This is a genomic window from Pseudomonas sp. 3A(2025), assembly GCF_054589175.1.
In genome coordinates this window covers 36,362-50,682 of the sequence record NZ_BAAILM010000101.1, presented here as the reverse complement: position 1 = coordinate 50,682, position 14,321 = coordinate 36,362, and the positions used below count along the sequence as shown (strand labels likewise).

Sequence of the window (14,321 nt, the reverse complement as noted above, 5' to 3'; positions counted from 1 at the left end):
TCTTTTATTGGGCAAATATTTTATTGACTAAAAGTTTTTATAGGTTTAATTATTTCGCCATATTCCAATGCAGAGTCATTTTCCAGGACCCGCCCCAATGAGCGAAATTCTTGACCATCCCCTTGTCACCCAGTACATGCAGGCCCATTCGGCATTCAAGGCCGAGCAGGATCAACCTGCGCTGATGGAAGGCTTTCCGGCCGTGCAGGCACGACGGGTAACCTGGAGCAACTGGATGCGCCCGCCGTTCAATCGTTGGGGGTTTCGTCATCTGGCGCGGCTGCGCCCGACCATCGATGTGCAGGCCGGCCCTTGCAGTACGCCGTTACCGTTAGCACCTCAGGACCTTGATGACCTGTCGTTCGAGAGTGTCTGCGGCCTGTCGGTGAATGTCATGGACCACCTGCTGGCGAGCAAGACCGATGGTTTTCTGATCATGCAGCAGGGCCGTGTGGTGCATGAGCGCTACTTCAACGGCCAGCAAGCGACGGACCGGCACATCATGTTCTCGGTGACCAAATCGCTGATCGGTGTGCTTGGTGAACAACTGGTTCAGCAGGGCCTGCTCGATTGCGAGGCGCAGGCCCAGAGCTACGTGCCCGAACTGCAAGGCAGTGCCTTTGGCGATGCTACGGTGCGCCAGTTGTTCGACATGGCAGTGGCCATTGCCTACAGCGAGGTTTACGACGATCCGGACTCGGAAAGCTCGCAATACGGCTATGCCTGCGGCTTTCAGCCGGCACCGGCGGAATATGCGCGCTTTGCCTCGCTGTACCAGTACCTGCCTTCCCTGCAGAAGCGCGGCGAACATGGCGGCTTTTTCCACTATGTGACCGCCACCACCGAAGCGTTGGCCTGGGTGATGGAGCGCGCTTCGGGCGTTTCGTGTCATGCGCTGCTGGAGCGGGTCTGGAAATCGCTGGGGTGTGAGCGCGACGGCTATTTCATGGCTGACCCCTGGGGCCGCAGTGTCGCCGGCGCAGGTTTCAGCGCCACGTTGCGCGACATGGCCCGCTTCGGCCAACTGCTCGCCAGCAAAGGGCTTCACAACGGTGAACGACTGCTTGCCGAAAGCGCCATCGAGGCGATTGCCAGCGGCAGCGATCCGGCGATCTACGCCAAAAACCAGAGTTTCGCGCAATGGACCCCCGGCGCGTCCTACCGCAGCCAGTGGTACGTGTTCAACGACCACAGCCAGGCGCTGATGGCCGGCGGTATTCATGGCCAGTACCTGTTTGTCGACATCCCTTCGCAAGTGGTGATCGTCAAACAGTCGTCGTTGCCCGAAGCGGTTACCGACCTGGATGCCGACAGCGTGCGCATGTTCCGCGCCATCACCGCGCAACTGACTCGCAACCGCATCTGATCGACCCATAACAAGAGTTCAGCCTGGTCTTGCCAGGCCTTGTGGCCGACTGCGCCACCTTTACCACTGCCCTGTAATACAAAAACAAACGCACAGGAGCTTCATATGTACTCAACAACACGTTTTTCCTGCGTGCTGCTCGCACTCGGCCTGCCGTTGGCCAGTCAGCCCTCATGGGCCGGCTATGCCTTCGAAGAGGGCAACCTCAAGGGGGAGGTCAATTTCGCGGCGGGTGCGGCCACCGTCACCACCCGTGGCGTGAACTTCGGCGCCGGCCGGGTCGATATTCGTAACGGCAGCAATGGCGGCAGCAAGATCGGCTGGCAGGAGGTGTACATCAAGCCGGGCGTGACCCTGGATTATTCGTTGGGCAATGAGCTGGGTTTATTGGCCGGCGGCTCGGTGGTCGCCGCCACCACCCTGGGCGATGGCGATGCCGGCGGCTTTACCCGCAGTTCCGACGGCAACACCACCACCGAGGAGCTGTACGCCGGCTTGCGCGCCGGCCACTGGAAATTTACCGCCGGACGGCAGAACTACAAGATTGGCACCGGCTTTATCGTCATGGACGGTAACCTCGATGCGTTCGGTGACGGCGCCTATTGGTTAGGGCCGCGTACCGCTTTCAAGGATTCGGCGATTCTGGCCTGGGGCGACGGTGCGTGGCAGGCCCAGGCCTTCAGCTTGCGCACCGACGACCATCTGGGCGACTTTCGCATGACCGGTGGCAACCTCGACTACGACCTGGGCGGCCAGGTCGCGCTGGGCGCCACCGCGCTCAAAGTCGATGCATTGGCCCGCAAGGGACGGGTGCAGGCACGCCGCGATGGCATGCAGGTGTACAACCTGCGTGCGCTGAACGCACGGATTCCGGGTCTGCCGGCCCTGAGTCTGAATGGCGAATACGCCATCGAACGCGGCAGTGGCGAAGGCGTCGACTACGATGCCAGCGCCTGGTATGCACAGGCCGACTACACCTTCGATACCCTGCCGTTCACGCCGGTGCTTGGCTACCGCTACGCGACGTTCTCCGGTGACGACAACCTGGCCGACAACCGCCAGAAAGCCTGGGACCCGCTGTCCAAAGGCTTTGTGGACTGGAGCACCTGGCTGGTCGGCGATGTGGTGGGCAACTACCTGTTGTTCAACAGCAACGAAAGGGTTCAGCAGTTCTCGCTCAAGAACCGCCTGAGCGACACCTTCACCCTGGGCGCCATCCACTATCAATTCTGGCTCGACAAGGACAACTATCAAGGCGCCCCGGTCAGTGACCGGCGCTTTGCCGACGAGACGGTGGTGTACCTCGACTGGACGCCCACGCCGCGCCTGTATACCTCGCTGTCGTACAACTGGGTAACGGCCAAGGCCGCCGCCAGACAGGTGTTCGGCAATGACGAACGCTTCAGCGCGCTTGAGCTGTATTTCACCTACCGCTACTGATTCCGGGATAAAACATGATGACGACAATCGTGCAATCAGGGCGCCAGGTGCCGCCGCTGGAGTGGGTGATGACGTTGCAAGTGACGGTGGCTGTGCAGACGCTGGGCGAATGTGCCGATGGGCAGCGCAGCAATTACCCGATTCTGGGCGGGCGCTTCGAAGGCGCTGCAACCGGTGGCCAGGTACTGCGTGGCGAGGTGCTGCCGGGCGGTGCCGACTTCTATCGGCAGCGTGCTGACGGCGTCGGTGAACTGGATGCCCGCTACAGCCTGCGCACCGAGCAGGGCGAACTGATCAATATCCATAACACCGGCTTGATCGTAATGAGTGAGCAGGGCCAGGCGCTTGAAGCGCAAGGCCTGTGGCCGATCGACGAGGCGCATTACCGCTGCACCTGCACGCCGAGGTTTCAGGTGCCGCGCGGGCGTCTCGATGGGCTTGGGCAGGGCACGTTCATCGGCCGTGCCGTCTACCCGACGGCAGACCAGGTGGTCATCCACTGTTATCGCCTGGCCTGACCCCACAGCCACTGAGCGCTCTATTTACATACGGGTATCCCTGATGAAAACAATTCACCCAATGGCTGTGCGTGTGGCCTGCATCTTCATCGCGGCAGCATCGATCATCGTGATCGGCGTGCAACCGATCTTCATTGGCCTGTTGGCCGAGCGTCTGACCCTGACTCTGGTGCAGCAGAGCTGGGTCATGTCGGCCGAAATGTGCGGCTCGATTCTTGGCACCCTGTTGTGCCTGCCGATGATCCGCCGCCTGGGCGCACGCAGCATCGGCCTGGGCAGCGCGCTGTTGTTGTTTCTGTCGAACTTTTTCACCGCCAGTGTCGAGCAGTTCGACCACTTGCTGGCCTTGCGGCTGGTCTCTGGGGTGTGCGCAGGCGTGCTGTATTCCTACGCCATTTACTGCCTGGGAAGAATGAGCGGGCAGGATCGTTCTTACGGCATTCTGTTGTTCGTACAAACCGCGCTGTTTGCCTTCAGTGCAGCGGTCATGCCGATCATCGCCGAACGCCTGGGCTTTTATTGGGCCATCTACTTCGTTGCCGGCTGGTATGCACTGGTGTGCCTGGCGTGCGTGTGCCTGCCGGCGCGGCAGGTCGACGAAGTGCTGCCGGCGCGTACCAACGGGCGTCTGTCGGGCCTGACCCTCATCGGTGTCTGCTCGTTGGTGGGCATGTTGTTGCTGCAATTGTCGATCTACTCGCTGTGGGGGTTTGTCGAGGGCATCGGTGCTGATGCCGGCATTGCGCCGGTCGATATCGGCTGGGCGATCAGTGTGGGGTTGCTGGGCGGCTTGCCGGGTGCGGCCTTGCCCAGCCTGCTGGGACGCCGGTTGGGTCGAGTGCCGATGATCCTTGCAGGTTCGTTGATCGTGTTGCTGTCGATTTATCTGTTCGCTGCGCAGATCCATGATGCGGCGGACCTGGCCGTTGCCGTATTCCTGATGAACCTGGGCTGGAACCTGGCGCTGTCCTATTACATGTCCTCGGTGGTCACCCACGACCCCGAAGGGCGCCTGACCCGGCTGGTCGGTGTGGTGCAGGTGTCGGCGGCCGCCGCTGCGCCGACCTTGCTGGCCTTGTTCATGCACGAAGACAGCCGGCAAGGCATCTTCATGCTGTCGTCCGGCACCGTGGTATTGGGCGGGGTGCTGATGCTGGTCATGCTTGTTCTGACCCGTCAGCGTGCCGTATGAGCCGGGGCCTGTTCGCCACGTTGCGTGCACGAGTGATCGTAATGGTCGGGGCGTGCCTGGCCATTCTGGCCAGTGTGTTGATCATGATTCTGGCACCGGGCATGAGCGGCGATCAGCTCATGCTGGTTGTCACCGTTTGTACGTTGCTCATGGGCGCCGTGGTCATGGCAACTGCCTGGATGTTCCGCCCGCTGCGGGACATAGCGGCCATGACCCAGAGTCTGCATCGGGACTTGTCTGTCCGTCTTGACGGGGCGAGGGGCGGTGAGCTGGGCGACGTGATGCTCGGCCTGAATGGATTTCTCGATGGGCTGCAACCGGTCATCCAGCGGGTCAAGGAAACCGCAGGCGAATTGAGCCGGGTGTCAGCGCAGTCGATTCAGGGCAGCGAGCAAAACCTGGCGGTCATGGATCAGCAACGGCTGGACATCGATCAGGTCGCCACGGCGGTTCACCAAATGAATATCTCGGCCCAGGACATCGCCCGCAGCACGGCCTCGGCGGCACAGACTTCAGGCGCGATTTTGCAGACCATCGAGGACGGCACCGAACTGATCGAACGCACCACCACGCTGGTGGCCAGCCAGGTCGATGAACTGGCCAGGGCCAACCAGCAGGTCGATCAATTGTCAGCCAAAAGCGGGCGTATCGGCAGCGTGCTGGACATCATTCGCGACATTGCCGAACAGACCAACCTGCTGGCCCTCAATGCGGCGATAGAGGCTGCGCGCGCAGGCGAGCATGGTCGCGGTTTTGCGGTGGTCGCCGACGAGGTGCGCAATCTGGCCAGGCGCACCCAGCACTCGGTCGAAGAAACCCGCAGCATCATCGAGGCGCTGCAAAAAGACACCGCCGGTGTGGTGCAGTCGATGGCTGCCAATCAACAGCGCGGCCGCGAAACCGCGCAGCTGTTCGACACCTTGATCGAGTCGCTGTACGGCGTCGGCGAGGGCGTGGTGCAGATGTCGACCATGAACAGCCAGATAGACAGTGCCGCCCAGCAACAGCGTGCGGTGTCCGAACAGATCAACGCCGCCGTGACCCGTGTGCGTGCGCTGGCCGCCGAGCTGGATATCCATGCCAGAACCTCGGTGGCCGAACTGGCCACCCTGCGCGCCTGCGCCACTGAACAAGGCGCATTGCTGGAGCGCTTCAAGATGCCTTGAAAGCCGAACGGCCTAGACGTCGGCTGCCTGCTCCAGCGTTTCGCGCAATCTCGGGGTCAGTTCATCGAACAGCGTCTGCACCGAGCGCAAGTCCCGGCAATCGGGGCGGGTCAGCAGCCAGACTTCGGTGCTGCAACCCACCAGCGGCTCGCTCAGGGCTTCGACGCCATGCAGGTCGCGGGCGGTAAAGTCGGTCAAGGCCGCGACACCGAGCCCTGCGCTGACCATCTGCGCCACCGCCGCCATGCTGCTGCAACGGTAGCGCGGCACCACCTGTGGATAAGTACGCTCGCGCCAGATCACCGAGACATGCTCGGGCATTGAGTCGTCCGGGGCGACCCACGGCACCGACGCCGGATCGCTGAGTAGCGCCTGCCGAAAATCCGGGTGGCCGCAAATCACATAGGCGGCGCTGCCCAGATGGCGGCCCACCAGATGCTCGGGCGGCGTGTCGGTCAGGCGCAGGGCGATGTCGGCATCGCGGCGGCTGAGGTTGGCGAAGTTGTTGGACGTCGACAGCTCCAGATTCAGTGCCGGATAAGCCGGCATGAACCCGGCCAGCGCTGGCAGCATCAGGCTGTGCAGCACCGCCTCGGTACAGGTCAGGCGCACCGTGCCGCTGACCACCTGTTCACCCTGACGCAAGGCCATGCGTGCCGCGCCCAGAGCCTGTTCGGCGCGCTCGGCCTGCTCGGCCATGGCCTGCGCCGTCTCGTTGGGAATGTAGCCGCGCCGGCTCTTTTCGAACAAGGCGCTGCCCAGCGAACTTTCCAGTCGCCGGATCGAACGGAACACCGTTGAAATATCGACCTGCAGCAGCTCGGATGCCCGCGCCAGCGAGCGTCCGCGCACCAGCGCCAGTACCAGCGCCAGGTCGTTATGGTTGATCTCATATTGCATGGGTGCAAACTCAGGTTGCTAAAGCGCCAATGTTTATTGCATCGATTGTCATTTAGAGTCAAATCACGCCCCACCAAAAAAACCATCAAAGGTGTTCCATCATGTCGTCGGTATCCCCGCGCGCCATCGTTTCAGATGAAGTCAGTGAGTTCCTGCGAACCTACCCCGATGTGCAATATGTCGATCTGCTCATTTCCGACATGAACGGCGTGGTGCGCGGCAAGCGCATCGAGCGTCCCAGCCTGCACAAGGTCTACGAGCGCGGCATTAACCTGCCGGCCTCACTGTTCGCTCTGGACATCAATGGCTCGACGGTGGAAAGCACCGGGCTTGGCCTGGACATCGGCGACTCCGACCGGATCTGCTACCCGATTCCCGGCACCCTGGCTTACGAACCCTGGCAGAAGCGCCCGACTGCGCAATTGCTGATGACCATGCACGAACTCGACGGCCAGCCATTCTTCGCCGACCCGCGCGAAGTGCTGCGCCAGATCGTCGCCAGGTTCGATACGCTGGGCCTGACCATTTGCGCAGCGTTCGAGCTGGAGTTCTATCTGATCGACCAGGAGAACATCAACGGCCGGCCACAGCCGCCGCGCTCGCCGATTTCCGGCAAGCGCCCGCATTCGACCCAGGTGTACCTGATCGATGACCTGGACGAATACGCCGAATGCCTGCAAGACATTCTTGAGGCCGCCAAGGAGCAGGGCATTCCGGCCGACGCCATCGTCAAGGAAAGTGCGCCGGCGCAATTCGAGGTCAACCTGCACCACGTCGAAGACGCGATACTGGCCTGCGACTACGCGGTGCTGCTCAAGCGCCTGATCAAGAACATCGCCTACGACCATGAAATGGACACCACCTTCATGGCCAAGCCGTATCCGGGCCAGGCCGGCAACGGTTTGCACGTGCATATCTCGTTGCTCGACAAGGCCACCGGCAAGAACATCTTCGCCACCGATGATCCCGAAGCGCACGCACCGCTGCGCCACGCCATCGCCGGCATCCTGGAAACCATGCCGGCCTCGATGGCGTTCCTGTGCCCCAACGTCAACTCGTACCGCCGCTTTGGTGCGCAGTTCTATGTACCCAACGCGCCGAGCTGGGGCCTGGACAACCGCACCGTTGCGGTTCGTGTGCCGACCGGCAATGACAGCGCGATCCGTATCGAACAACGTGTCGCCGGCGCCGATGCCAACCCGTACCTGATGATGTCGGCGATCCTGGCCGGCATTCACCATGGCCTGACGCAAAAGCTTGAACCGTGCGCGCCAATCGAAGGCAACTCGTACGAGCAACTCGAGCAGAGCCTGCCGAACAACCTGCGCGACGCCCTGCGCGAACTGGACGACAGCGAAATCATGAACCAGTACATCAGCCCCGAGTACATCGACATCTTCGTCGCGTGCAAAGAGAGCGAAATGGCCGAGTTCGAAGTGTCGATCTCCGATCTGGAATACAACTGGTATCTGCATACCGTTTAAACCCGGACATGCTGTCTGATGATCCGTAGGACCGGCTTTAGCCGGGAAGCATACGCCGCAATTCTGTGGTGGACCCATTCGCGGCTAAAGCCGCTCCTACGGGAATAGCGGTGTCCGGTCTTGAAGAGAAAAACCATGAATATCCCGTCACGTGATTACTGGGAACAGCTGTTCCAGAGCCTGTCCATCGAAGGCCGCGCCTTTATCGATGGTCACTACGTCGCCGCCGTTTGCGATGCGACGCTCGATTGCATCAGCCCTGTCGACGGCCGTTTGCTGGCGCAGGTCGCCAGTTGCGATGTCGACGATGTGAACCGCGCCGTCAGCGTGGCCCGTGCCCGTTTCGACAGTGGCGTCTGGGCGCACCAGGCGCCGGCTGCGCGCAAAAAAGTATTGATCCGCTTTGCCGAATTGATGCTCGCCAATGCCCACGAGCTGGCCTTGCTCGAAACCCTCGACATGGGCAAGCCGATTGCCGATGCCGTGCAGATCGACATACCGGGTGCAGCCAATGCCATTCGCTGGAGCGCCGAAGCAGTCGACAAGCTGTACGACGAGGTCGCCGCCACCCCGCATGACCAGTTGGGTCTGGTCACCCGCGAGGCCGTCGGTGTGGTCGCCGCCATCGTGCCGTGGAATTTTCCGCTGATGATGGCCTGCTGGAAACTGGGGCCTGCGTTGGCGGCCGGCAACTCGGTGATTCTCAAGCCTTCGGAAAAGTCGCCGCTGACCGCGATCCGCATTGCTGCGCTTGCGGTCGAGGCCGGTCTTCCGGCCGGTGTGCTCAACGTGCTGCCGGGCTTCGGCCACACCGCCGGCAAGGCGTTGGGCCTGCACATGGACATCGACACGCTGGTGTTCACCGGCTCCACCCGCATCGCCAAACAACTGATGGTCTATGCCGGCGAATCGAACCTCAAGCGCGTGTGGCTCGAAGCCGGCGGCAAGAGCCCGAACATCGTGTTTGCCGATGCGCCTGACCTGGCGGCTGCCGCTGAAGCCGCCGCCAGCGCCATCGCCTTCAACCAGGGCGAAGTGTGTACCGCAGGTTCGCGCCTGCTGGTCGAGCGCTCGATCAAGGACCGCTTTGTACCCATGGTGGTCGAAGCGCTGAAAGCCTGGCAGCCGGGCCATGCACTGGACCCCGACACGCGGGTCGGCGCACTGGTAGACGCCACGCAACTCGACACCGTGCTCGGTTACATCGACGCGGGTTTAACCGATGGCGCGCAACTGCTCAGCGGTGGCCAGCGCACCTTGCACGACACCGGCGGTTTGTACGTCGAGCCGACCCTGTTCGATGGCGTCGACAACGCCATGCGCATTGCCCGTGAAGAAATCTTCGGCCCGGTGCTGTCAGTGATCGCCTTCGACAGCGTCGAGGAAGCGATCCGTATCGCCAACGACACCGTCTACGGCCTGGCCGCCGGTGTCTGGACAGCCGATCTGTCCAAGGCGCACCTGACCGCCAAGGCATTGCGCGCCGGCAGCGTGTGGGTCAATCAGTACGACGGCGGCGATATGACCGCGCCGTTCGGTGGCTTCAAGCAATCGGGTAATGGCCGCGACAAGTCGCTGCACGCCTTCGACAAGTACACCGAACTCAAAGCCACCTGGATCAAGTTGTAAGGGCCGGCGGCGCAGGCCGCCCAGCCTCGGAGAATCGACCATGCAGCAACAACACGTTCAAAGCTACTACGCCGACTCGCGCAACTACCACGCTGAATACCCGGTGCTGAGCGAGTCGATCGAGACCGATGTGTGTGTCATCGGCGCCGGTTACACCGGCCTGTCCACCGCGCTGTTTCTGCTGGAACAGGGCTTTTCCGTCACCGTGCTGGAGGCCGCGAAGGTAGGCTTTGGCGCCTCGGGGCGTAACGGCGGGCAGATCGTCAACAGCTACAGCCGCGACATCGACGTCATCGAAAAAACCGTCGACCCGCACCAGGCGCGGTTGCTGGGCGAGATGGCCTTCGAAGGCGGGCGCATCATCCGTGAGCGGGTGGCTAAATACGGTATCCAGTGCGACCTGAAAGACGGTGGCGTGTTCGCTGCCATTACCAGTCGGCAGATGGGACACCTGGAGTCGCAACAGCAACTCTGGGAACGCTACGGCCACACACAGCTGGAATTGCTCGACACCCAGCGCATCCAGCAGATCGTCGGCACCGACCGTTATGTCGGCGGCATGCTCGACATGAGCGGCGGGCACATTCACCCGCTGAACCTGGCGCTGGGCGAAGCCGATGCCGTGGTCAAACTCGGCGGGCGGATTCATGAACAAAGCCCGGCCACGCGTATCGATCGCGGCCCGAACCCGGTGGTGCACACGCCGCTGGGGCAGGTGCGGGCAAAGTTCGTGGTGGTGGCCGGCAACGCTTATCTGGGCGATCTGGTGCCAGAACTGGCGTCCAAGTCGATGCCGTGCGGCACCCAGGTGATCACCACCGAACCCTTGGGCGATGAACTGGCCAGCAGCCTGCTGCCGCAGGATTACTGCGTCGAAGACTGCAACTACCTGCTCGACTACTACCGCCTCAGCGCCGACAAGCGCCTGATCTTCGGCGGCGGCGTGGTCTACGGCGCGCGTGACCCGGCCGATATCGAAGCGATCATCCGGCCCAAGCTGCTCAAGGTGTTCCCGCAACTGAAAAACGTGAAGTTCGATTACACCTGGACCGGCAACTTTCTGCTGACCCTGTCGCGCCTGCCGCAAGTCGGCCGGCTGGGCGACAACATCTACTACTCCCAGGGTTGCAGCGGGCATGGCGTGACCTACACGCACCTGGCCGGCAAGCTGCTCGCCGAAGCCCTGCGCGGCCAAGCCGAACGCTTCGACGCCTTCGCCGGCTTACCGCATTACCCGTTCCCGGGCGGGCGTTTGCTGCGCGTACCGTTTACCGCGCTCGGCGCTTCGTACTACCAGTTGCGTGACCGGCTGGGCGTGTAAACATCCCAAAACCAACGCCGTCCCCACACACAATGTTTCCGATGCGAGGATCCACCATGTCTCGTCTTCCCCTGATTGGCGTTACCGCCTGCCGGCAGATGCTGGGCAAATACGCCTCGCACACCGTGGGCGACAAGTACGTTGAAGCGGCGGCGTTTGCCGGTATCCCCCTGGTGCTGCCTGCGCTGAGCACACCGACCGATCCGCAGCTGTTGTTGCAACAGCTGGACGGTATCCTGTTTACCGGCTCGCCCTCGAATGTCGAGCCGCACCATTACCACGGCGCGCCCAGCGCCGAAGGCACCCAGCACGACGCCTGGCGCGATGCCGTGACCTTGCCGCTGCTGCGCGCCGCCATCGACCAGGGCGTGCCGGTGATGTGCATCTGCCGGGGCTTTCAGGAACTCAACGTGACCCTGGGCGGCACCCTGCATCAACGGGTGCAGGAACTGCCTGGCTATCTGGATCACCGCGAGCCAAAAAGCGACTCACTGGCCGAGCAATACGCACCGCAGCATGGCGTGACCGTGCAAAAGGGCGGGGTGCTGGAGCGTCTGGGGCTAGCGTCCGAATTTCAGGTCAACTCCCTGCACAGCCAGGGCATTGACCAGTTGGCGCCCGACCTGCGGGCCGAAGCACTGGCCCCCGACGGGCTGATTGAAGCGGTGTCGACCGAGCATTCGCCAGGCTTCGTGCTGGGCGTGCAATGGCACCCCGAATGGCGCTTTCTGGAAAATCCCGAATCGTTGCGGATGTTCGAAGCCTTCCGTGAAGCGTGCCAGGCGTATGCGCGCAATCGGTAACGTTCCCCACCAGCCATAATTCCAATAAAACGGCGGACACTGAATGAGTCATAACGGCGAAACACCTGCGCGCACCGGCTCCAAGGGTCTGGCCAGTGGCAGTCTGGGCCTGCTGGCCTGTGTGGTACTGGGCATCTCGACCATCGCGCCGGTCTATACCCTGACCGGCGCGCTCGGGCCCACCGTGCGCGAGGTCGGGGCGCATTTGCCGGCGATCTTTCTGGTGGGCTTCATTCCCATGCTGCTGGTTGCTCTGGGCTACCGCGAACTGAACGCCGCCGAGCCCGACAGCGGCACTTCGTTCACCTGGTCGGCACGGGCCTTCGGGCCGGTGATGGGCTGGATCGGCGGCTGGGGGCTGGTGGCCGCGACCACCATTGTCTTGTCCAATCTGGCCGGCGTGGCGGTGGACTTTTTCTATCTGTTTCTTGGCCAGTTGACCGGGCATGAAGCCCTCATCGCGCTCAGCGATAACCTGTGGGTCAATATCCTCACCTGCTGCGTGTTCATCGGTATTGCGGTGTGGATCTGCTGCCGTGGTATCGGCACCACCATGGGCGTGCAGTATGTACTGGTCGCCTTGCAGTTGTTCGTGCTGCTGGGCTTCTGCATCGCCGCCTTCGGTGAGGCACCGCAAGGGCCGGCGCTGGAATTCGATGCCAACTGGTTCAATCCGTGGAGCATCGACTCGTTCTCGTCGTTTGCCGCCGGGCTGTCGCTGTCGATCTTCATTTTCTGGGGCTGGGACGTGTGCCTGACGGTCAGCGAAGAGTCGGTCAGCAGCCATGCGGTGCCGGGTCGCGCCGCCGCGCTGACGGTGCTGGTGATCCTCGGTCTGTACCTGGTCACGGCCATCGCCACGCTGCGCTTTGCCGGCGTTGCCGACCAGGGCCTGGGGTTGGGCAACCCGACCATTCAGGAAAACGTCTTCGCCCACCTGGCGGGTCCGGTGATGGGGCCGCTGGCGATCCTGATGTCCATCGCCGTGCTGGCCAGCACCGCAGCGTCGTTGCAATCGACGTTCATTTCGCCGGCGCGCACGCTGTTCGCCATGGGCTATTACCAGGCGCTGCCCAAGCGTTTTGCGAGCATCTGCCCGCGTTCGCTGGCGCCGCGTTTCGCCACCCTGTGCGCAGGGGCCGCAGCGGCGATCTTCTATGTCAGCATGCGCCTGCTCAGTGAGAACGTGCTGGCCGACACCATCACCGCGCTGGGCATGATGATCTGCTTCTACTACTCGCTGACCGCGTTTGCCTGTGTCTGGTATTTCCGCCACAGCCTGTTCGACAGCGTCCGCCACCTGTTGCTGCGCGGCCTGTGCCCGCTGCTCGGCGGCAGTGCGCTGGCGGTGATCTTCGCCCAGACCGCCGTCGACAGCACCTCGCCGGAGTTCGGCAGCGGCTCGCACATCGGTGGCGTGGGGCTGGTGTTCATCATCGCCGTGGTGATCCTGCTGCTGGGCGTGGTGCTGATGGGCATCTTCCGCTGGCTGACCCCGGATTACTTCGCCGGGCAAACCCTGCAACGCGCGCACCTGCGCACGTCGCATAACTTGGAAGCTGGAGTTTGACGTGAACACCGAGCAAGGCCTGCTGCGCCTGTCGATCATCATCACCGTGCTGGTGGCCGGCTTCGGCATCATCTTCGGCCTGCTGTCGGGTTCGTTCTCGATCGTCTTCGACGGCGTCTATTCGCTGGCCGATGCCAGCATGAGTGTGCTGGCGCTGATCGTCGCCACGCTGATCCGCCGCCACACCACCGAGGGCGATGCCAGCCGGCGCCTGGCCGAACGCTTCAACATGGGCTTCTGGCACCTGGAGCCGATGGTGCTGGCAATCAACGGCACGCTGCTGTGCGGCGTGTCGCTGTACGCATTGATCAACGCCATCGGCAGCCTGCTCAGTGGCGGGCGACATCTGGAGTTCGGCTTTGCGATTGTCTATGCGGCGGTCACCAGCCTGATCTGCTTCAGCCTGGCGGTGCTGGAATTTCGTGCCAATAAGCGCATCCGCTCAGACTTCGTCGCACTCGACGCCAAGGCCTGGATCATGTCCGGCAGCATCTCGCTGGCGCTGCTGATCGCCTTCATCGTCGGTGCCTTGCTGGAGGACACGGCGTGGGCCTGGCTCGGCCCGTATATCGACCCTGCGGTGCTGGCGATCATCTGTCTGATCATCATCCCGATTCCGGTGCTGACCATTCGCCAGGCGTTTTCGGATGTACTGATGGTGACGCCGCCGGCACTCAAGCAGCAGGTCGATGAGGTTGCCGCCAAGGTGGTTGCGCAGTATGGCTTTCACGACTGGCAGGCCTATGTGGCCAAAGTCGGCCGCGCCCGGCAGATCGAGCTGTACTTCATCGTGCCGCAAGACTGGCCGGCCTGGACCCTGGCCGAATGGGATGCCGTGCGCGACGTGATCGGCGAGGCCATCGGTGGGGAAGGGCCGAACCGCTGGCTGACCATCGCCTTTACCACCGACCCGCAATGGGCACGCTAAATTT

The 14,321-nt window shown here is 62.5% G+C and carries 11 protein-coding genes and 1 pseudogene; 11 read left to right on the top strand and 1 reads right to left on the bottom strand.

Features of this window, described 5'->3' with window-relative positions:
* Positions 1-136 precede the first annotated feature (136 nt).
* The 5 genes and pseudogenes from ACYP2A_RS26130 to ACYP2A_RS26110 all read left to right on the top strand — a co-directional run.
* Positions 137-1,366, top strand: a complete 1,230-nt coding sequence (locus tag ACYP2A_RS26130; RefSeq protein WP_459748910.1) for a serine hydrolase domain-containing protein — start codon at positions 137-139, stop codon at positions 1,364-1,366.
* A gap of 105 nt (positions 1,367-1,471) precedes the next feature.
* On the top strand, positions 1,472-2,806 hold the full coding sequence (locus tag ACYP2A_RS26125) for an alginate export family protein (RefSeq protein ID WP_459748828.1): 1,335 nt from the start codon (positions 1,472-1,474) through the stop codon (positions 2,804-2,806).
* A gap of 14 nt (positions 2,807-2,820) precedes the next feature.
* A complete protein-coding gene (locus ACYP2A_RS26120; protein WP_459748827.1) occupies positions 2,821-3,324 on the top strand; it encodes a DUF3237 domain-containing protein in 504 nt (167 codons plus the stop codon).
* Positions 3,325-3,367: 43 nt separating this feature from the next.
* Complete coding sequence (locus ACYP2A_RS26115; protein WP_459748826.1) at positions 3,368-4,516, top strand: MFS transporter; 1,149 nt, start codon at positions 3,368-3,370, stop codon at positions 4,514-4,516.
* Between the two features lie 647 nt (positions 4,517-5,163).
* A pseudogene (locus ACYP2A_RS26110) lies at positions 5,164-5,682 on the top strand (methyl-accepting chemotaxis protein); the annotation flags it as partial.
* 12 nt (positions 5,683-5,694) lie between these two features.
* Here ACYP2A_RS26110 and ACYP2A_RS26105 read toward each other — a convergent pair.
* Positions 5,695-6,582, bottom strand: a complete 888-nt coding sequence (locus ACYP2A_RS26105; RefSeq protein ID WP_459748825.1) for a LysR family transcriptional regulator — start codon at positions 6,580-6,582, stop codon at positions 5,695-5,697.
* 101 nt (positions 6,583-6,683) lie between these two features.
* Between ACYP2A_RS26105 and ACYP2A_RS26100 the strand changes: the two genes are divergently transcribed.
* From ACYP2A_RS26100 to ACYP2A_RS26075, 6 genes are all read left to right on the top strand, one after another.
* Complete coding sequence (locus tag ACYP2A_RS26100; protein ID WP_459748824.1) at positions 6,684-8,066, top strand: glutamine synthetase family protein; 1,383 nt, start codon at positions 6,684-6,686, stop codon at positions 8,064-8,066.
* Positions 8,067-8,201: 135 nt separating this feature from the next.
* Complete coding sequence (locus tag ACYP2A_RS26095; RefSeq protein WP_459748823.1) at positions 8,202-9,695, top strand: aldehyde dehydrogenase; 1,494 nt, start codon at positions 8,202-8,204, stop codon at positions 9,693-9,695.
* A 40-nt stretch (positions 9,696-9,735) separates the two neighbouring features.
* Complete coding sequence (locus tag ACYP2A_RS26090) at positions 9,736-11,016, top strand: NAD(P)/FAD-dependent oxidoreductase (protein ID WP_459748822.1); 1,281 nt, start codon at positions 9,736-9,738, stop codon at positions 11,014-11,016.
* Between the two features lie 56 nt (positions 11,017-11,072).
* The gene (locus ACYP2A_RS26085; protein WP_459748821.1) at positions 11,073-11,819 is read left to right on the top strand and encodes a gamma-glutamyl-gamma-aminobutyrate hydrolase family protein; all 747 of its coding nucleotides are present in this window, start codon (positions 11,073-11,075) and stop codon (positions 11,817-11,819) included.
* A gap of 43 nt (positions 11,820-11,862) precedes the next feature.
* On the top strand, positions 11,863-13,389 hold the full coding sequence (locus ACYP2A_RS26080; RefSeq protein ID WP_459748820.1) for an APC family permease: 1,527 nt from the start codon (positions 11,863-11,865) through the stop codon (positions 13,387-13,389).
* Position 13,390: 1 nt separating this feature from the next.
* Positions 13,391-14,317 (top strand): cation diffusion facilitator family transporter, encoded by a 927-nt coding sequence (locus ACYP2A_RS26075; RefSeq protein ID WP_459748819.1) that lies wholly within the window; start codon positions 13,391-13,393, stop codon positions 14,315-14,317.
* The last annotated feature ends 4 nt before the right edge of the window (positions 14,318-14,321 follow it).

What these genes read in the sequence shown, in the direction of transcription:
- ACYP2A_RS26080 (WP_459748820.1), top strand. Translation starts at nt 11,863, where the DNA reads ATGAGTCATAACGGCGAAACACCTGCGCGCACCGGCTCCAAGGGTCTG.
- ACYP2A_RS26130 (WP_459748910.1), top strand. Translation starts at nt 137, where the DNA reads ATGCAGGCCCATTCGGCATTCAAGGCCGAGCAGGATCAACCTGCGCTG.
- ACYP2A_RS26125 (WP_459748828.1), top strand. Translation starts at nt 1,472, where the DNA reads ATGTACTCAACAACACGTTTTTCCTGCGTGCTGCTCGCACTCGGCCTG.
- ACYP2A_RS26095 (WP_459748823.1), top strand. Translation starts at nt 8,202, where the DNA reads ATGAATATCCCGTCACGTGATTACTGGGAACAGCTGTTCCAGAGCCTG.
- ACYP2A_RS26115 (WP_459748826.1), top strand. Translation starts at nt 3,368, where the DNA reads ATGAAAACAATTCACCCAATGGCTGTGCGTGTGGCCTGCATCTTCATC.
- ACYP2A_RS26100 (WP_459748824.1), top strand. Translation starts at nt 6,684, where the DNA reads ATGTCGTCGGTATCCCCGCGCGCCATCGTTTCAGATGAAGTCAGTGAG.
- ACYP2A_RS26120 (WP_459748827.1), top strand. Translation starts at nt 2,821, where the DNA reads ATGATGACGACAATCGTGCAATCAGGGCGCCAGGTGCCGCCGCTGGAG.
- ACYP2A_RS26085 (WP_459748821.1), top strand. Translation starts at nt 11,073, where the DNA reads ATGTCTCGTCTTCCCCTGATTGGCGTTACCGCCTGCCGGCAGATGCTG.
- ACYP2A_RS26105 (WP_459748825.1), bottom strand. Translation starts at nt 6,582, where the DNA reads ATGCAATATGAGATCAACCATAACGACCTGGCGCTGGTACTGGCGCTG.
- ACYP2A_RS26090 (WP_459748822.1), top strand. Translation starts at nt 9,736, where the DNA reads ATGCAGCAACAACACGTTCAAAGCTACTACGCCGACTCGCGCAACTAC.